Origin of the sequence: Arthrobacter sp. 92 (assembly GCF_050260325.1) — a bacterium.
In the GTDB taxonomy this organism is placed as follows: Bacteria; Actinomycetota; Actinomycetes; order Actinomycetales; family Micrococcaceae; genus Arthrobacter.
In genome coordinates, this window is the sequence record NZ_CP189863.1 from 3,383,772 (window position 1) to 3,402,610 (window position 18,839).

Sequence of the window (18,839 nt, forward strand, 5' to 3'; positions counted from 1 at the left end):
TTCAGCGTCGGACCACGGCAGCAAATTGGTGATTCGAAACTAGCTTACGCCTGATGCGGGAGCCTACAGGGCGGCCGCAATGGCGTCACCCACCGCGCTGGTGCTGCGCACGGAGCCGTCACGGCTTTCGACGTCGGCAACAACCGCCGCTTCGATCTTCCGGGCCGCCCGGGCATAGCCGAGGTGGTCCAGCAGGAGCGATGCGGACAGGATCGCGGCAGTGGGATCGGCTTTCTGCTGGCCGGCGATATCGGGGGCCGAGCCGTGCACCGGTTCGAACATGGACGGCGCGGTGCGCTCCATGTTGATGTTGCCGGAGGCGGCCAGGCCGATGCCGCCCGTGACGGCAGCAGCGAGGTCGGTGATGATGTCGCCGAACAGGTTGTCCGTGACGATCACGTCGAAGCGGGACGGATCTGTGACCATGAAGATGGTGGCGGCGTCCACGTGCAGGTAGTCGTGGGTGACCTCCGGGAACTCCTGGGCCACGGCCTCCACGGTGCGCTTCCAGAGGTGGCCGGCGAAGACAAGGACGTTGTGCTTGTGCACGAGCGTCAGCTTCTTGCGGGGACGCTCATTGGCCCGGCGGAATGCATCCCGGACCACGCGTTCCACGCCGTGGGCGGTGTTCAGCGACACCTCGGTGGCGACCTCGTGCGGCGTGCCGGCACGCAGCGTGCCTCCATTGCCAACATAGGGGCCCTCGGTGCCCTCACGGACCACGACAAAGTCGATCTCGCCGGGATTCGCGAGCGGGCTGCCCACGCTGCCGTACAGGCGGGAGGGGCGCAGGTTCACGAAGTGGTCCAGGCTGAAGCGCAGCTTGAGCAGGAGCTCGCGCTCGATGATGCCCGAAGGTATCCGGGTGTCGCCGGGAGCCGCGCCAACGGCACCGAACAAAATGGCGTCTCGCCCCCGGAGGTCCTCGAGCACCTTCTCCGGAAGCGTTTCGCCGGTCTCAAGCCAGTGTTGGGCACCGAGCTTGTAGTGCGTCTGCTCCAAGGTGACGCCTTCGGCGGCCACCACCTTTTCAAGTACCTTCAAGGCTTCGGCGATGACCTCGGGGCCGATGCCGTCGCCGGGAATGACAGCAAGATCAATGGTGGGTGCGCTCATGGTTTCAGCGTAGCCAAGCCATCCACATGATGGTCAAGTCGTCTCACCATTCGAACAGAGCGCTGCCGGCCAGTCAGCCTCCGGGCACCGGCGATGCCACCACGGCGACGTTCCGGCCCCACAGGTCCTCTGTATAGCAGCTGATGAGTACCAGGCGGTTGGATGCCACGCCCCAAATGGGGCTGTCTTTCAGAGTGGATTTGGTATAGGTGGTCACTGAATCCACCCTGTAGCGCAGGACACCGGTCAGGGTGGTCACCGTGAGTTCATCCCCGGGGGCGGCTTTCGAGCTCAAATGATTAAAGGGTGCGTCGAGGCCCTCCCAGCTGTGGCCAATGACGTAGGTGGTGTTCGTCGATCCGGCTCCGGGGACGCCGAAGGGTTCAAGCCAGTATCCATCCATTGTTTCGGGCGGCACGATGCTCCGGCTGTCCGCGTCGGCCCCATCGGGCTGCAGCGGATGCACCACCACGTCCAGGCCCGCCGCCGGGTAGGTGATCCGTTGCGGAGCGGAGGCAGCCGGCCCCTGAAGGGCAGGCGCGGCGGCTGCTGCGGCTCCTGCCGCCACCGGCGGGATGGCCGCTGGAGAAGAGGGGGCGGCGCTGGACCCGGCCGCCGGCGGCGCCGTGGAAGCGGCCCGCGGCGCCCCGGCCTGGCTGAGTGGAGACCCCGCCGAGATCCCGGCAGCGGAGGCCGCCGTCGAATGAGCGGATATGGACGCTCCATAAACAAGCCACGCCGTCATGAGCCCCAGAATGCAGACCGCCAGGATCACGGTGTCCCGGTAGCTCAGAAAGAGCCTCCGCGTGACAGCTACCCCTGACTTCCTGGTCCCGACGTGATTGGCCATGAGCGCCCACTCCTTGGGAAGAGGAACCGAATGAGGGAAGAGGAAACGAAGGGCGGATGCTGCATGAGTCTGTCGCAGCATCCGCCCCAAGGTTTTACTTAGCCGTTGGCGTTCTTGCCCCGGGCGCCGCGCCACAGCACGAGCGCTGCCACACCCGTGAAGAGGCCTGTCAAAGCCCCAAGCCACTGCGGAATCCCGGCATCGGACTTGCCCGCGGCGGTCTGGACGTTGTAGCCCACATTGGTCACCGCGGCGGCCGGTACTGCTGCTGCGGCCGCCTGGGGCGCCGCAGCGGCAACCGGTGTGACCGCAGCAGGGGCCGCTGCAGCCGGCGCGACGGTGGCAGTCGCGACGGTGGCCGGGACGGATGCCGGCGGCACCACCACAGTCTCAACCGCCGGCGAATTCGTACCCGGAGTCGCGGGCGGAGTTGTCGGCGGATCCGTGGGCGGAGTTGTCGGCGGATCGGTCGGCGGATTGGTGGGCGGCACCACTACCTCGACGGCCACACAGTTATTGGCGAGGAGCGCCGTATTCGCAGTGCTCAGGTTCTGTCCGTTCGGCATATCAGTGCCGTCATTTGCCGGAACGATGTCGCCGGTGTCCCCGACATGCGCCGACAGCGCATTGAGGTTAATCGTTTCAAACTTGTAAGGGTTCGCCACCGAGCCGGTGGCGTGGCAAATGCTGATCTTTTCCGGGGGTGCGGCGTGCGCGGATACTGTGGCGCCGAGCACCCCAAGCCCCACAACCCCCAGGGTGGCAATTGTTCGTCTCATTTTCGCTTCCTCCATACCAGTCCGATTCGAACTGACCAGGCCGGGCGGAGTAACCGTCTGCGTGATTGTGGAAACCCCGTCTTGAGACCTCAAACAACGGGATGAACCTGCGACAGTTACTCCCCAGCCATGTCCTCAGTTCGCTTGCCTTTTCAGGCTAGGGTGCTGCTGAATCAGAGTCCCCAGTAGTCTGTACGCGTTTACTTGGGTGTACTTCTGTAACACTTACTTGGCCCGCGCGAATATCACTCGGGTGCAAACACCGCACTACTTGGGTGGACGGAAAACGAGAACGGACGCTCCCCGACCTGTGTGTCACAAATCAGGGAGCGTCCGTTTTCCGCGGAGCGGGATTGTCGGCCGCGCGATTGTCCGCGGGCGCCTTAGGCTTCCGCCGGTTCCTCGTATTTCGGGAAGACCGGAGCCGGTGCCGGAAGGACTGTGCCGGCCGCAATCGGCGTAGAGATCGCCGGGAACTGCCGGGCGTCGCCCTCGGGCTGTCCCAGGGTGGCGAGGATTGCCGCCGCGGCGGCCGGCATCACCGGCTGGACCAGGATGGAGACGATCCGCAGTACCTCCAGCGTCACGTAGAGCACGGTGTTCATGCGTCCGACGTCGGTCTTGCGCAGCACCCATGGGGCCTGCTCGGCGAAGTAGGCGTTGGTGTCCCCCAGGACACCCCAGATGGCCTCCAGCGCCCGGCTGAATTCCTGCTTCTCGAAAAAGGCGCGCGCGGTGTCCATCAGGGCGTTGGCCTGCTCAAGCAGCGCGGTGTCCTCGGGGGTGAACGCGCCCGGCTCCGGAACGCGTCCTTCGCAGTTCTTGGCCACCATGGAAAGCGACCGCTGCGCCAGGTTGCCAAAGTTGTTTGCCAGATCGGAGTTCATCCGGCCCACAATCGCCTCGTGGTTGTAGCTTCCGTCGGCGCCGAAGGGCACCTCCCGCAGGAAAAAGAAGCGCACCTGGTCCAGGCCGTACTGGGCCACAAAGTCCGCTGGCGCCACCACATTGCCAAGGGACTTGGACATCTTGACTCCATTGTTGTGGAGGAAGCCGTGGATCATGATGCGCCTGGGCAGCTCCAGTCCGGCGCTCATCAGGAATGCCGGCCAGTAGATGGCGTGGAACCGGGAAATATCTTTGCCGATGATGTGGACATCTGCCGGCCAGTACTTCTTGAAGGACTCCGATTCGATGTCCGGGTAGCCCACGCCGGTGAGGTAGTTGGTCAGCGCATCCACCCACACATACATCACGTGCTTGTCGTTGCCGGGCACCGGGACGCCCCAGTCGAAGGTGGTGCGGCTGATGGAGAGGTCCTCAAGTCCGCGCTTGACGAAGCTGATGACCTCGTTGAACCGGGATTGCGGGGCGCCGAACTCGGGGTGCGCCTCGTACAGGGCCAGCAGCTTGTCCTGGTAGGCGGAGAGCCGGAAGAAGTAGCTCTCCTCTGCCGTCCACGTGACCTCCGTGTCCGTCTCGCGCGAGTAGCGGACGCCGTCGTCCTTAACAACGGTCTCATCCTCAACGTAATACGCCTCGTCCCGGACCGAGTACCAGCCTTCGTACTTGGACAGGTAGATGTCGCCGTTGGCTTCCATCTTTTTCCAGATGGCCTGCGACGCCGTGTAGTGGTCGGTATCCGTGGTGCGGATGAAGCGGTCGTAGGAGATGCCCAGGGCGGCGTGGGCCGCCTTGTAGATTTCCGCGTTCCGGTCCACCAGCTCTTTGGGAGTGAGACCTTCCTTTTCCGCGGCCTGCGCGATCTTCATGCCGTGCTCGTCCGTTCCGGTCAGGAAGAAGACGTCGTACCCGTCCAGGCGTTTGAAGCGCGCCATCGCATCGGTGGCAATGTACTCGTAGGCATGGCCGATGTGCGGCACACCGTTGGGGTACGTAATGGCCGTGGTGATGTAAAACGGGGTTTTGGCTGAAGACGACACTCTGGGAGGTTACCTTTTTTTCGGAAGCGGTGGCGGACCGGCAGACAGGAGTAGCTACCCCTAAATCTAGATCAGTTCGGTGAGGGTATCGCTGAGGCGGACGAGTTCGTGGTCATGTGACGCCACCAGCACTGCGATCCCGTCGGACGTTGTGTCCTTGAGGATGCTGATGATGCGGTTGGCCGAAGCGCGGTCCAGGCTGGCCGTGGGTTCGTCGACCACCAGGACACGCGTTCCCAGGATCAGCGCGCGGGCGATGGCCACGCGCTGGCGCTCTCCGCCGGAGAGCTGTGCCGGGCGGTGCCGCATGCGGCGGCCCAGGCCAACGAGGTCCAAGAGGTCCTTCGCCATATCGCGCCGCTGGTCCACCTCGCCGTCGGGCACTGCCGGCAACAGAACGTTCTCAAGGGCGCTCATGCCATCGATCAGAGCCCCACCCTGGTCAACATAGCCGATCAGGGCCCGGCGACGGTCCGCGATTTCGTCGTCGCCCATGCTCTCCAACGACTCGCCTTCCCAAAAGACGCGGCCCGACGTCGGCAGGGTGAGTCCGGCGCCGACGGTGAGGATGCTGGTCTTGCCGGAGCCGCTCCTGCCGGCCACGCAGTGCATCTCACCGGCGTGCAGGGTCAGGTTGAAGCCCTCCACGACGTTGACGGCGTCGGCCCCGCCCTTCTGACCGCCGTAGCGGATGGTGATGTTGCTCAGCTCAAGCGGAGTGGCGTGGTCCGTGGCCTTCACGATGGTGTTGGCACGGGTCTTATGGGCGCCCTTCCGGGTGCTCCCGGTCATCCGGTCGTGGGCCGCCCGGTCAAGGTTCAGCTCGTTGTTCATTGGACCACTTTCGTTGCAATTGGAATCCAGCAAAGTACAGCCACAAGCCCGGCCAGTGCGGCCCAGAGCGCGGCATAGGGGGCCAGCAGCAAGCCGATCCCGAGGGCGCCGATGACGCCCAGTGGCAGTGCCACCGCGCCAACCAGCGCATTTTCGAAGAACCGGACCTGACCCAGCATGTCCGGGTTCCAGCCCATCGCCTCGAGGGTTCCGAGATATTGGCGCTTGGCCTGCAGTTCAAAGCGTCCGGTGACCAGGGTCAGGATCAGTCCCACGGCCACTCCGGACAGCGCCAGAACGAGGCTCGGAAGAGCCACGCTGGCCGCGGCAAGCCCGCTGAGCGCGCTGGCACCCGCGGCACGCGGAATGTCGATCAGCAGCGCGACGAGGCCACCAACGGCAGCGCCGAAGACACCGACGGCCACGGCGAGGGAGAGCGTGTTGAACTTGTTGGTGCTCAGCTGCCGGTTGGCAAATGTCAGCGGGGAATCGACGGCGATCAGCCGTTCGTCGTGCTGGGGTTCCTGATCCACTTCGTCGCGGTGCCTCAGCTGCCTCGCCGCGAAGTACGCGGCAGCCACGTAAAGCACCAGCACGGAAACGGAAACAGTGACTGTTGCAAGGTTCCAGCTCACCAGGCTGAGGATGCCTCCGGCGGCCGCGAGCAGCGCGGCCCCCACCCCGAATTCGGCCAGCACCCAGCTGCGGATCCTGCGCTGGGTCCAGCCCATGGCGCGCAGCGTGCCCGCTTCGCGTCGCCGCTGACGGATATAGCTGACGGTCGAGGCGCCGGTCAGCAGTGCCGCGCCGCAGAGGGTCAGGAAGAGCAGTGTCAGGTTCGTGCCGGTCAGGGACCCTGAGACGGCGTCGGCCGCGTTCTGACGTACCCAGGACTGCTGCACGGTACCGAGTGCGGATTCCTTGCCAGCGTCGTCCTTCGAGTAGCCGGGAACGAAGATGTTGGCATCTTCACGGGCGGAGCCGGCCACAACGGTGGCTTCAAGACCCATGTCGCGGATTTCGTTCGCCAGTTTCTCGACGTCGGGCTGCGCCTGCTTCCAGCTGCCCGGCGCCGCGGCCCGGACACGGACCGCGTCGATGACGGAAGCGTTCTGTTCATAGCCGCGTGCGGCGGCGAGGCCGTAGTAGTCGGTGATGGCCCCGGCCGACTGGCTCGCCAGGCCGGTGGCGCTGAGCGAGGGCTTCAGCTCGGTGTGCTCGATTTCCTTGCCGTCGGCATCCTTGGTCAGGGTCAACGGCGTGGGGTCGTAACCGCCCAGCGGCAGCCGGTTGATATCTCCGGCGGCTTCCTTGACCTTGCTGGCGTCGAACGTGCCGTAAACCATGGCCAGCGGTGTGGCGAGCTTCTTGCCGGTTTCCAGACTTTCGCGGTACGAGCGCTCGTCAACGGGCTCCCGCTGGGTCTGGTCCACCGGCGCGCCGTTTGCCCCCTTCTCGGGCAGCCGGTTCACGGTCACCCATTCGCCCGGAGTGGCGGACTTGTCCACGGCGCCGTTGCCTGCCGTGGCACCGTCCGTGTACTTGGGCGCGGAGGCGAAATCGGTGCTCCACGTCGCGGGGTTGTAAAGGCCCTGGCTGAAGTTTCCGGTATTACCTAGCAGCTGCGAGTAGTCCGTGGAGCCCGGCCATGAGAGCGCGAACGGAGACTTGGAAACGAAGGGCAGGTAATCCTTGTCCAGCGAGCGGGTTGCCGTGCCGACGTCCTTGACAACATTGCCGGAGTCGTCGATTTCCTCGATCTTGACTGAATACTTAAGGTCCGTGGAGGTTCCCGAGCGGACAATCAGCGGGATGGCCTGGGAGTCCGCGGTGAGCTGGCCATTGCGCTTGGCCTGCTGGTATTGGGTCATCAAAGGGGCCCAGTACTTGAGCTTCACACCGAGGAAATCGGGGCCTTCTTCGAGCTCCTTCATGCCAATGCCGCTCGTGAAGAGGCTCTCGAAGTGACGTCCGATTGCTCCGGCATTACGGGCGTCCGCGGGGGGCGCTTTTTCCAGCGGTGCCAGGAAATCGCCGGCCGCGCCCAGCAGTGCACGCTCTGACACCGGGTCGACAGCCACCACGGACTCCGAGACCTGGGGCGCCAGGGGCAGCGACACGGAGAGGTTGAAGAGGTTGTGCTCGGAGCCTCCGGCGGGAGCAGGGAACTTGATCCCGGTCTCCCCCGAGGGGCCGGCGATGCGGACGTTCTTGCCGCCGGCCACCTGCTCCTGAACCAACTTGGCCTTGCCGAGCGAGCCCTCCGCCGTGGTCTTGAACAATGTTTGCTCGCTGTGCCCGTCAGAGCTGACGGCGCTGGCAGTCAGACGGTATTTCTTGGCGCTGTCCGTGAGCACGGATGCCGCGGCCGGCCATTTGCTGGGGTCGGTGCCCCCGGGCTGGTCAGCGGTCGCCGTGCCCACAAGCCCGGAGTTATAACCCAGGTAGTCCATGGCATCGAGCCGTGGCGCTTCCAGGTTTTGCGTCACCCGGGACACGAGGCTGATGGGTGCGGCCACGGAGGTGCCGGACAGCTTCCTGATGCTGTCCAGCTGGTCAAAACTGATGCCACCCTGGCCGTTGGCGATATCCGGCTGCATAAGGGCTCCGCCGGCACCTGCCTTCGCCTGGACCAGGATGTCGTAGAGTCCACGGGAATTCCCGTCGACTGTTCGGTTGAGGGCCGCCTGCGACTGTCCCTGGATGAGGACGGACAAACACATGGCGACGATCAAAATGGCCGCGGTCAACAAGAGCACTCGGCTTTTGATGAACCTCTGGACGGCGTTCATTGGGCTCCCTGAAAGCTGGATTTGCGTGTGCGCACACCGCAGTTCACATCGAATGAATGTGAAGGCGTCCCCTGCCGGGTGTGCAAAAAGTAATGGCCGGTCTGCCGGCGGGATCCGAAAAACGGACCCAGCCATTGTACGCAGACCGGCCAATCATACGTGGCCGACGTTACGACTTGGCCACAGTGCGTTTACCGAACCGTCGAGCGTCAGTCCTCGAGGTCAACCTCGCGGACCATCTCGGCGCCGATGCCGGCCTTGATCGCGTCAAGGACCTGCTGCGGCACGGAGCTGTCAATGGTCAAAAGCGCCAGGACCTGTCCACCCTCGGCCTGGCGGGCCACCTGCATGCCGGCGATGTTGATGTTGTTCATGCCCAGGATGTGGCCAATGGTGCCGATGACACCGGGACGGTCGGCGTAGGCGACAACCACAAGGTGCTCGCTGATCGGGATCTCCACCTCGTAGCCGTTCACGCCCACAAGCTTCTGGATCTGCTTCGGACCTGTGAGGGTTCCCGCGACGGAGATCTGGCTGCCATCGCTGAGGGCTCCGCGCAGGGTCAGGACGTTGCGGTAGGACTCGGTGTCCGGTGTGGTGATCAGCCGCACGTTGATGCCGCGCTGCTCCGCGATGACCGGGGCGTTGACGTAGGAGACCTGTTCAGTCACCACGTCCGCGAAAATGCCCTTGAGCGCGGCCAGTTCCAGCACCTTGACGTCGAGGGCCGAGATTTCTCCGGCGACCTCGACGTCGAACTGCGTGAGTGAGGCGTGCGTCAGCGCGGTGAAGATCCGGCCCAGCTTCTCGATCAGCGGGATGCCCGGGCGGACGTCCTCGGCGATGACGCCACCGGCGACGTTGACGGCGTCGGGAACCAGCTCGCCGGCGAGGGCCAGGCGGACGGACTTGGCCACGGAGACGCCGGCCTTCTCCTGCGCCTCATCAGTGGAGGCGCCCAGGTGCGGGGTCACCACCACGTTGTCGAGCTTGAAGAACGGCAGGTCGGTGCTGGGCTCCTTGTTGAAGACGTCGACGCCGGCGCCGGCGATCTCGCCCGCCTCCAGTGCTGCGTAGAGGGCTTCCTCGTCCACGAGGCCGCCTCGTGCCACGTTGATGACGTACGCGGTGCTCTTCATCTTCTTGAAGGCCTCAGCGCCGAGCATGCCCACCGTCTCCGGCGTCTTGGGCATATGGATGGTAATGAAGTCCGACTGCGCCAACAGTTCGTCCAGGGTCACCAGCTGCACCCCGAGCTGGGCGGCGCGCGCGGAGGTGATGTAGGGATCGTAGGCCAGGATCTTGGTGTCGAAGCCCTTGAGGCGGGCCGCCACGAGGGCACCGATCCGGCCGAGGCCGATGATGCCGATCTTCTTCTCGAACAGTTCGATGCCGGTGTACTTGGAGCGCTTCCACTCGCCGTCCTTGAGCGCGGCGCTGGCCTGCGGGATGTGGCGGGCAAGGCTCAGGATGTGCCCGACCGTGAGTTCGGCGGCAGAGACGATGTTCGACGTCGGCGCGTTGACCACCATGACACCGGCCTGGGTGGCGGCTTTGATGTCCACGTTGTCCAACCCGACGCCTGCGCGTGCGATGACCTTGAGCTTCTTCGCGGCCGCGATTGCTTCGGCGTCCAGCTGGGTGGCGGAACGGACCAGAATGGCGTCAACATCCGCGATGGCAGAAAGCAGCTGGGAACGGTCGGCGCCGTCGGTCTGTCGGATTTCAAAGTCCGGGCCGAGGGCCTCGACTGTGGCGGGTGAAAGTTCTTCGGCGAGCAGTACTACGGGTTTTGACACGGCTGATCCTCTGCGTTGCAGTCCGGGGGATAAATCAAGTCTAGGCTGACGGAAAGGCCGGGCTCACATTGTTAAGTGTGAACCCGGCCTCACTACTGCCTGCTGGGGCGCCTGGCCGGCAGCCTTAGCGGGCTGCCGAGCCCTCTACGTAGTCCTCGTCCTGCTGCTGCCAGGAGAACAGGGAGCGCAGCTCACGGCCAACGGCCTCGATCGGGTGCTGCTCGGCCTTGGCGCGCAGGGCCTTGAACTCAACGCCGCCGTTGTCCTGGTCCTCGATGAACCGCTTGGCGAAGGCGCCGGACTGGATGTCGGCGAGGACTGCCTTCATGTTGTCCTTCACGTCGGGGGTGATGACGCGGGGACCGGAAACGTAGTCGCCGTACTCAGCGGTGTCGGAAACGCTCCAGCGCTGCTTGGCGATGCCGCCTTCCCACATGAGGTCAACGATGAGCTTGAGCTCGTGCAGGACCTCGAAGTAGGCGATCTGCGGCTGGTAACCGGCTTCGGTCAGGGTCTCAAAGCCGTACTGGATCAGCTGCGAGACGCCGCCGCAGAGCACGGCCTGTTCGCCGAAGAGGTCGGTTTCGGTTTCTTCGGTGAAGGTGGTCTTGATGACGCCGGCGCGGGTGCCGCCGATGGCCTTGGCGTAGGACTTGGCCAGGTCCCAGGCAGAGCCGGTGGCGTCCTGTTCGACAGCGATGATGTCCGGGATGCCGCGGCCGGCTTCGAATTCGCGGCGCACGGTGTGGCCGGGAGCCTTCGGAGCAATCAGGATGACGTCGACGCCCTCCGGAGCTTCGATGTAGCCGAAGCGGATGTTGAAGCCGTGGGCGAAGGCCAGTGCCTTGCCGGGGGTCAGCTTGTCCTTGATGGAGTCGTTGTAGATCGCGCGCTGGTGCTGGTCAGGTGCCAGGATCATGATGACGTCGGCCCATTCGGCGGCGTCGGCCACGTTCTTGACCGTGAAACCGGCGTCCTGCGCCTTGGCGATCGAGGACGAGCCTTCCTTGAGGGCGATGGTAACTTCGACGCCGGAGTCGCGCAGGTTCAGGGCGTGGGCGTGGCCCTGCGAGCCATAGCCGACGATGGCTACCTTCCGGCCCTGGATGATGGAGAGGTCTGCGTCGTCGTCGTAGAACATTTCAGTCACTTGCGTAACTCCTTTTGAGTGGATTCTCTGGTGTAAATCGTCTGTTGCTGCGGTTCCGCGCGGGCGCTGCGCCGCGGGCGGGACCGGGTCCCGAGGGCCCCTTACGCTGTGCCTTACGCGGAGCGTAGTGCCCTGTCACTCATGGAGCGGGATCCCCGTCCAATGGCCAGCGTGCCGGACTGCACAATTTCGCGGATACCGAAGGGCTCCAGCACCGAAAGCAGCGCCGTGAGTTTTTCGGGGTGGCCGGTTGCTTCAATGACCACCGAGTCTGTGGAGACGTCGACCACTGAAGCACGGAATAGGTCTGCAGCCTGGGTCACCTGCAGGCGTGTCGCGGCATCCGCACGTACCTTGACCAGGATGTGGTCGCGCTGTACGGAAGATTCGGGGGTGAGCTCAACAATCTTGATCACATTGATCAGCTTGTTCAGCTGCTTGGTGACCTGTTCGATCAGGTCACCATCGGCGTCGACGACGACGGTCATCCGGGACATGCCCGGAACTTCCGTGGGGCCAACCGCCAGGGAATTGATGTTGAAGGCCCTGCGGGCAAAGAGGCTCGCGACGCGGGTCAGCACACCAGGCTTGTCTTCGACCAGAACGGACAGTGTGTGGCGGGTCATGTTCAGTCCTCCTCTTCCCATTCCGGGGTCATGTTGCGGGCAACCTGGATCTGGTCGTTGCTGACTCCGGCAGGGACCATCGGCCACACCATGGAGTTCGGGCTGACCACGAAGTCGATCACGACGGGACGGTCGTTGATCGCAAGTGCCTTCTGGATTGTGGCGTCGATGTCCTCGTCCCGGTCACACCGGAAGGAAGCGCAGCCGTAGGCCTCGCCCAGCTTGACGAAGTCCGGGATGCGGACGGTGTCGTGGCCGGTGTTCAGGTCGGTGTTGGAGTACCGGCCCTCGTAGAAGAGGGTCTGCCACTGCCGCACCATACCCAGGGAGGAGTTGTTGATGACGGCAACCTTGATGGGGATGTTGTTGATGGCGCAGGTTGCCAGTTCCTGGTTGGTCATCTGGAAGCAGCCGTCGCCGTCGATGGCCCAGACCACACGGTCCGGCTGGCCAACTTTGGCGCCCATGGCGGCCGGCACTGCGTAGCCCATGGTGCCGGCGCCGCCCGAGTTCAACCAGGCATGCGGGCGCTCGTACTTGATGAACTGCGCGGCCCACATCTGGTGCTGGCCGACGCCGGCAACGTAGACAGCCTCGGGCCCGGTCAGGGCCCCGATGCGTTCGATGACCCGCTGCGGCGCGCTCAGGCCGTCCTCGGGTTCAGTCCAGCCCAGCGGGTAGGTTTCCTTGAGGTTGTTCAGGAACGCCCACCAGGTGGTCAGGTCCGGGGTGCCCACCGCTTCGAACTGCGTCTTCACGGCCTCGGTGAGTTCGGGAATGATCTCCTTGACGGAGCCCACGATCGGAACGTCGGCCGTGCGGTTCTTGGAAATCTCGGCCGGATCGATGTCCGCGTGGATGACCTTGGCATTGGGCGCGAAGGACTTCAGGATGCCGGTGACGCGGTCATCGAACCGTGCGCCGAGGGTGATCAGGAGGTCCGACTGCTGGAGGGCGGTCACGGCCGAAACGGTGCCGTGCATCCCGGGCATCCCCACATGCTGCGGGTGGGAGTCGGGGAACACGCCCCGGGCCATGAGCGTGGTAACCACCGGCGCGCCCGTCACTTCCGCGAGTTCCCGCAGCTCGACGGAGGCATGCGCCTTCACCACGCCGCCGCCGACGTAGAGCACCGGCTTGCTGGCGGCCGCAATCAGCTTCGCCGCCTCGCGGACCTGCTTGTTGTGGCCGCGGAGCACCGGACGGTAACCCGGAAGATCGATCTTGGGCGGCCAGGAGAAGGTCATCTGTCCCTGCTGGGCGTCCTTGGCAATGTCCACGAGCACCGGGCCCGGGCGGCCCGTGGAGGCCAGGTGGAAGGCCTCGGCCATGACGTGCGGGATGTCATTGGGGTTCGTGACCAGGAAGGAGTGCTTGGTAATCGGCATGGTGATGCCGACAATGTCCGCTTCCTGGAAGGCGTCGGTGCCGATCACGCCGCTGGAGACCTGGCCGGTGATGGCCACCAGCGGTACGGAATCCATGTGCGCATCCATGATGGCGGTGACGAGGTTGGTGGCACCGGGGCCGGAGGTCGCGATGCACACGCCCACCCGCCCGGTAACCATGGCGTAGCCTTGCGCGGCGTGGCCGGCTCCCTGTTCGTGACGGACCAGAATGTGGTTCATTCGTGAGGCCATCAGGGGGTCGTAGGTGGGCAGGATCGCGCCACCGGGCAAACCGAAAATATCGTCGACGCCGAGTTCTTCGAGCGAGCGGACAATAGCTTGTGAGCCGGTCATCACCGTTGGGGGTACAACGTTGTTCGGCCCAAGGACAGGAGAGGCGGCTGCAGCAGTGTCGACGACGACGGCCTCAGCCGTGCGGTCGGCGCGTTCTGGGGCCTTGTGGGCTCCAGCGGACTTTGAAGCCATCAGCGAGGGGCTGATGGGCGATCCTTTGCTCATCGGACTCTTCCTTTATGGATCTTATTTAGCGGGTGTTTCTCATGGCTGTTCAGGTGCTGCGGGAAATAAAAAAACCCCTCAGCCTGCCGGCTCTTCGAGGGGTTTGCGCGTGACGGTTCGTTACCAGTGATGGCTATTGAGCCACGCGCTTGGTAAGGACGACAACGTCGGTAACGAATGCGATCATGCGTTCAGTTTTCCCTCTAAGTGTGACGGGTGTCAACGACGAACACCCCCGTCTCACTACGTGGACACCTTTGTCCACTTGCTGGCCCTCGTTAGTTCATTCTTACACGCCGTCCGCACTGGCGGCAGGACTCAGTAAGAGGGATTCCGGGGCGCCTCACGATGCGGCGGCAGCGCCGCATCGTGAGGGTAAGGATTCTCCAGTCAGCCGCAGTAGGCGCCCGTGGAGGCGCTGTGCACCAGCTTGGCGTACTTGGCGAGGACACCCTTGGTGAACTTAGCCGGCAGCGGCTCCCAACCGATCTTGCGGGCCTCCAGCTCGGACTCGTCGACCAGCAGGTCGAAAGTCCGCGCCGCGATGTCAACCCGGATCCGGTCCCCGTCCTTGACGAACGCGATGGGGCCGCCGTCGACGGCCTCCGGAGCGACGTGGCCGATGCACAGGCCCGTGGTTCCACCCGAGAAGCGGCCGTCGGTGAGAAGCAGCACATCCTTGCCGAGGCCCGCGCCCTTGATGGCGCCGGTGATGGCGAGCATCTCGCGCATGCCGGGTCCACCCTTGGGGCCCTCGTAGCGGATCACAACGACGTCGCCCTTGTGGATTTCACCGTTGTCCAGGGCGTCCAGGGCGCCCTGCTCACGTTCGAACACCCGGGCGGTGCCCTCAAAGACGTCTGCGTCAAAGCCTGCGCTTTTCACAACGGCACCTTCGGGGGCCATCGTGCCGTGCAGGATCGTGATCCCGCCGGTCTTGTGGATCGGGTTGTCCATGGCCCGGAGGATCTTGCCGTCCAGGTCCGGCGGGTTGATCGCCGCGAGGTTTTCAGCGACGGTCTTGCCCGTGACGGTGAGGCAGTCGCCGTGCAGCAGGCCGGCGTCGAGCAGCGCCCGCATGATGACAGGCACGCCGCCGATCTTGTCGACGTCGGTCATGACGTAGCGGCCGAAGGGCTTGAGGTCGCCCAGGTGCGGAATCTTGTCGCCGATGCGGTTGAAGTCTTCCAGCGAGAGCTCCACTTCGGCCTCGCGGGCGATAGCGAGCAGGTGCAGCACCGCGTTGGTGGAACCGCCGAAGGCCATGGTGACGGCGATCGCGTTTTCGAAAGCCTTCTTGGTCATGATGTCCCGGGCGGTGATGCCCAGTCGCAGGAGGTTGACCACGGCTTCGCCGGACTTGTGCGCAAAGGCGTCGCGGCGGCGGTCGGCCGACGGCGGAGCGGCCGAGCCGGGCAGGGACATGCCCAGCGCCTCGCCGATGCAGGCCATGGTGTTGGCGGTGTACATTCCGCCGCAGGCGCCTTCGCCCGGGCAGATCGCCTTTTCGATACGGTCCAGGTCCTCGCGGCTCATCTTGCCGGCGGCACAGGCGCCCACGGCTTCGAAGGCGTCGATGAGGGTGACTTCCTTCTCCGACCCGTCCTCCAGCTTGACCCAGCCGGGCATGATGGAGCCGGCGTAGAGGAAGACGGCGGCGAGGTCCAGACGGGCGGCTGCCATGAGCATGCCCGGGAGGGACTTGTCGCAGCCGGCCAGGAGCACCGAGCCGTCGATCCGTTCGGCCTGCATGACGGTTTCCACGGAGTCGGCGATGACTTCGCGGGAAACCAGGGAGAAGTGCATGCCCTCATGTCCCATGGAGATGCCGTCCGAGACGGAGATGGTCCCGAACTGCATGGGGAACCCGCCGCCGGCGTGGACGCCTTCCTTGACGGCCTGGGCCAGCCGGTTCAGGGAGAGGTTGCAGGGAGTGATTTCATTCCAGGAGCTGGCGACGCCAATCTGTGGCTTCGCAAAGTCGTCGTCGCCCATGCCGACCGCCCGGAACATCCCGCGCGCGGGCGCGGCGTGGATTCCGTCGGTGACGACCCGGCTGCGGGGCTTAATGTCCGGTTTGGTCTCTGTCGCTGTTTGGGTGTCCTCACTCATGGGTGAAAGTCTAGGGCGCCCGGAGGGGCCCCCACGACCCGGAAGGGCCCGTTAAGCGGAAAAAGGCGAATATTTCGATCAAATAGTGGACTCTCATCTCAAATACTGAGACCCCGCGCTCCTTCGAACAATATATGTGCCATTCGTCACGCCGTTGCCTGACCGATGGCCGCCGCCTCCATCTTGAGCAGGGCCAGCACCCGCTCAATGGTGGTCCTGGCGGCCACGTCCGGCCGTGCGAGAGCCACGATGCTGCGGCGGGCCTTGACTCCTTCGAGAGGCCGGAGCACAAATCCCCGTTCCTGGTTCCTGGCCGCCGTGTACCGGGGCAGGAGGCTCAGCCCGTGCCCGGCGCTGACCAAGGCCTCAAGGACACGCAGGTCAGGGAAGAGTTGCGCGCGCACAGCGGTCGAGTCGGCCTGGATCTCGATTTGGCGCAGGACGGTGTCAAAGGGAAAACCGTCCGGCACGCCCATCCAGGGATACCCGACCACGTCCCGGGCCGTCAGTGATGCCTTCTCCGCGAGGACATGACCGGGAGGCATGGCGACGTCGAGCGGTTCATTCAGCAGGGGAACCACCACCAGCCCTTGCCGGGCAAACACGTCCGGGCCGTCCACGCTGTGGGCCAGCACAATGTCGTAATCGGCGGCCAGCGCTGCGAACCCTGCAACGCCGGGGTCTTCGAAGTGCGCCTCGAAGACCAGCCCCTCGATCTCTTTGACCCGGTGGAGGAGCCCGGGCAAGAACATTTCCGCGGCGCTGGGAAAGAATGCGGCTTTGACCTGTGTCTGCCAGCCCCGGCGGTAGGTATCGATGGTGGCTTCTGCCCGCGCCATCGCCGTGGAGACCTCCGCCGCCGCGGCAGCCATGGCATGGCCCGCCTCCGTGAGCCGCACGCCCCGGCCCGCCTTCTCCACCAGAATCACGCCGAGTTCGTCCTGAAGGGTCTTGAGCTGCTGCGAGACAGCCGACGGCGTCACGTCCATCGCCTCCGCGGTGGCTCCCACCGTGCCCCGGTCCGCCAGTTCCCGGAGAATCCTGAGCCGTTTCAAGTCCATGGAGAGAGGCTACGTCAAGGCGCTGCGACTGTTCGTGTTGACCGCGCTGTCCGGGAGCGCTGTTCGCGGACATCATTCCCGTGTGACATGGCACTGCGACCCTTCTCTGGTAGCGTGCGAGCCACTCAACCGTCTGAACATCAGGTCGTCAACGTGCACAGCAAACTTCCGCCAGTCAGTGCCAGCGAAACCCTTAAGGCCCGGCTCCACGCGGTGTTCGACTCCCAGATTCCCAACTACGGCGACTACAACCTCGTGGCCGGGTCCAACAGCATTGCCGCGCGGGGACCGGCCGGGGGCAATCAGCGGCCTCGGCGCCGTCGGACCTTCGTCGTCGGCTACCGGTGGCATCCGGCCGAGGTGGTCATTGCTCCGTTCAACGAACAGACGCTGACAGCTGGAAGCGTTCCGGTGACCATCAACATGACGAATCTGGCTTATGCCGTCCAACTGCCCGGCGGCGGTTACGAAGTGGCGGCCAGCACCGGAAAAGCCTTCCGGTTCGAAGTGGCGGACGTGATGACGTTGGAAGCTCCGGAACTTCCCGCCACTGACCGTTCGGCCGCCGGCGACGGGGCGGAACGGTCAGGGGTTGAGCAGCAGATTGAGCAGACCGATGACGCAAGGGATTTCAGGGAGTTTATGGCCGACTTCGTCCAGCGCGGGCTGCCGTTCCTCCCCGCGGATCCGGCCTGACGCCGCTGCCCCCACGGCGCGCGTGAAACGGCACCGGATCCAGCCGCCGAGCCTAGACAGCCATGATCGCACCGACGTAACGTCAAGCAACGGCACCGTGCCTCATAGACAGAAGGGGTCTGCTATGGATTGGATCATCTGGGTCATTGTCATCGTAATAATCGTCGGAATTGTGTGGTGGCTGCTGAACCGCAATAGTTCCGGCCGCGGCTCGGAAACGCCGACGTCGACTCCCGCTGAATCCGGGGTGACCAGTTCACAGGCAGAACCTCATGAAACAAAACCTCGTGAAACAGAATCCCATGGCACGGCACGCGCGGCCGGCGGAACTGCCGCAGCCCCGCCGGCCGGGTCCACGGAAGCGGCTGCCGCCGAGGAGGACAAAGCCGAGTGGGAAGCGCAGTGGTCCGAGGCGGGCAGCACTCCCCACGCGCCGGGGGCCGCCGGAACCCACCACGGCACGGAATCCACGGCTGCACATGTTCCGGTTCACCACCCCGAATACACTGAGCCCCATGCGCCCACACTTCCCGGGGCGGAAACGGCCGCCGCGGAGGACGCCGCGGCCGCGGAAGCGGAAACGGTGCGGGTGAGGGCCGCCGGGACGGAGGCGCCGGCGGAGGCCGGAACGCCTACCCGAGCCGGCTCCCCCACCGTCGCGGAACCCGCAACGAGGACGCCCGCGGTACCCGAGGCCGGTTCAGCCCCGCAAGCCGCGGCCGGAACGGGGGCGCCGGCGGCAGCGCCACCCGTTACAGGCGCCCCTGCGGGAGCCCCGTCGGAGGGCGACCGTGAAACGCTGCAGACGACCGCGTCGGCGGCAGCCACGGAATCATCAGCCAGCCACACAGCCGAACCCAGCGGTCACCTGGCGGTGGACAAGCCCTACGGCGAAGGGTCTGCAGCCCCCGCGCCGGATGGCAGCGGGCCTGCCGGCTACACGGTCAAAGGCAGCGCGGACACGATGACCTATCACGACGAAACCAGCCCGGCCTACGAGGAGACCAAAGCCCAAGTGTGGTTCGAGTCCGTTGCCCACGCCGAGGCAGCGGGATTCCGCGCCCCACGCCGGAGCAGGCACTAGCCGGAGCACACTGGAGGGATTGTGGCGATGGAACGGCACCAAGGGGAACCGTTCCATCGCGGCCAACCGACTGCTCAGGCGGAGAGGTGC

At 64.9% G+C, this 18,839-nt stretch carries 14 protein-coding genes; 2 read left to right on the forward strand and 12 right to left on the reverse strand.

Features of this window, described 5'->3' with window-relative positions:
* Nucleotides 1–63 precede the first annotated feature (63 nt).
* From ACP4XC_RS15730 to ACP4XC_RS15785, 12 genes are all read right to left on the reverse strand, one after another.
* On the reverse strand, nt 64–1,116 hold the full coding sequence (locus tag ACP4XC_RS15730; protein WP_427171249.1) for a 3-isopropylmalate dehydrogenase: 1,053 nt from the start codon (nt 1,114–1,116) through the stop codon (nt 64–66).
* A gap of 73 nt (nt 1,117–1,189) precedes the next feature.
* A complete protein-coding gene (locus tag ACP4XC_RS15735; RefSeq protein ID WP_427171251.1) occupies nt 1,190–1,966 on the reverse strand; it encodes a class F sortase in 777 nt (258 codons plus the stop codon).
* Between the two features lie 98 nt (nt 1,967–2,064).
* The gene (locus tag ACP4XC_RS15740; RefSeq protein ID WP_427171253.1) at nt 2,065–2,745 is read right to left on the reverse strand and encodes a hypothetical protein; all 681 of its coding nucleotides are present in this window, start codon (nt 2,743–2,745) and stop codon (nt 2,065–2,067) included.
* Nucleotides 2,746–3,128: 383 nt separating this feature from the next.
* Nucleotides 3,129–4,688 (reverse strand): methionine--tRNA ligase, encoded by a 1,560-nt coding sequence (gene metG / locus ACP4XC_RS15745; protein WP_427171255.1) that lies wholly within the window; start codon nt 4,686–4,688, stop codon nt 3,129–3,131.
* A 66-nt stretch (nt 4,689–4,754) separates the two neighbouring features.
* On the reverse strand, nt 4,755–5,522 hold the full coding sequence (locus ACP4XC_RS15750; RefSeq protein ID WP_427171257.1) for an ABC transporter ATP-binding protein: 768 nt from the start codon (nt 5,520–5,522) through the stop codon (nt 4,755–4,757).
* On the reverse strand, nt 5,519–8,314 hold the full coding sequence (locus ACP4XC_RS15755) for an ABC transporter permease (protein WP_427171259.1): 2,796 nt from the start codon (nt 8,312–8,314) through the stop codon (nt 5,519–5,521). The genes ACP4XC_RS15750 and ACP4XC_RS15755 overlap by 4 nt, the downstream gene beginning before the upstream one ends.
* A gap of 209 nt (nt 8,315–8,523) precedes the next feature.
* Nucleotides 8,524–10,113, reverse strand: coding sequence for a phosphoglycerate dehydrogenase (gene serA, locus ACP4XC_RS15760; protein WP_427171261.1), 1,590 nt, complete (start codon nt 10,111–10,113; stop codon nt 8,524–8,526).
* A gap of 124 nt (nt 10,114–10,237) precedes the next feature.
* A complete protein-coding gene (gene ilvC / locus ACP4XC_RS15765; protein ID WP_427171263.1) occupies nt 10,238–11,263 on the reverse strand; it encodes a ketol-acid reductoisomerase in 1,026 nt (341 codons plus the stop codon).
* Between the two features lie 113 nt (nt 11,264–11,376).
* Nucleotides 11,377–11,889, reverse strand: coding sequence for an acetolactate synthase small subunit (gene ilvN, locus ACP4XC_RS15770; protein ID WP_427171265.1), 513 nt, complete (start codon nt 11,887–11,889; stop codon nt 11,377–11,379).
* A gap of 2 nt (nt 11,890–11,891) precedes the next feature.
* Nucleotides 11,892–13,796, reverse strand: coding sequence for an acetolactate synthase large subunit (locus ACP4XC_RS15775; RefSeq protein ID WP_427171267.1), 1,905 nt, complete (start codon nt 13,794–13,796; stop codon nt 11,892–11,894).
* Nucleotides 13,797–14,186: 390 nt separating this feature from the next.
* Complete coding sequence (ilvD, locus tag ACP4XC_RS15780) at nt 14,187–15,908, reverse strand: dihydroxy-acid dehydratase (RefSeq protein ID WP_427171269.1); 1,722 nt, start codon at nt 15,906–15,908, stop codon at nt 14,187–14,189.
* Between the two features lie 146 nt (nt 15,909–16,054).
* A complete protein-coding gene (locus ACP4XC_RS15785) occupies nt 16,055–16,969 on the reverse strand; it encodes a LysR family transcriptional regulator (RefSeq protein ID WP_427171271.1) in 915 nt (304 codons plus the stop codon).
* Nucleotides 16,970–17,122: 153 nt separating this feature from the next.
* On the opposite strand from ACP4XC_RS15785, the gene ACP4XC_RS15790 reads away from it, so the two are divergent.
* Nucleotides 17,123–17,665, forward strand: a complete 543-nt coding sequence (locus ACP4XC_RS15790; protein ID WP_427171273.1) for a hypothetical protein — start codon at nt 17,123–17,125, stop codon at nt 17,663–17,665.
* A 124-nt stretch (nt 17,666–17,789) separates the two neighbouring features.
* Complete coding sequence (locus ACP4XC_RS15795) at nt 17,790–18,749, forward strand: hypothetical protein (RefSeq protein WP_427171275.1); 960 nt, start codon at nt 17,790–17,792, stop codon at nt 18,747–18,749.
* Nucleotides 18,750–18,839: the final 90 nt, after the last annotated feature.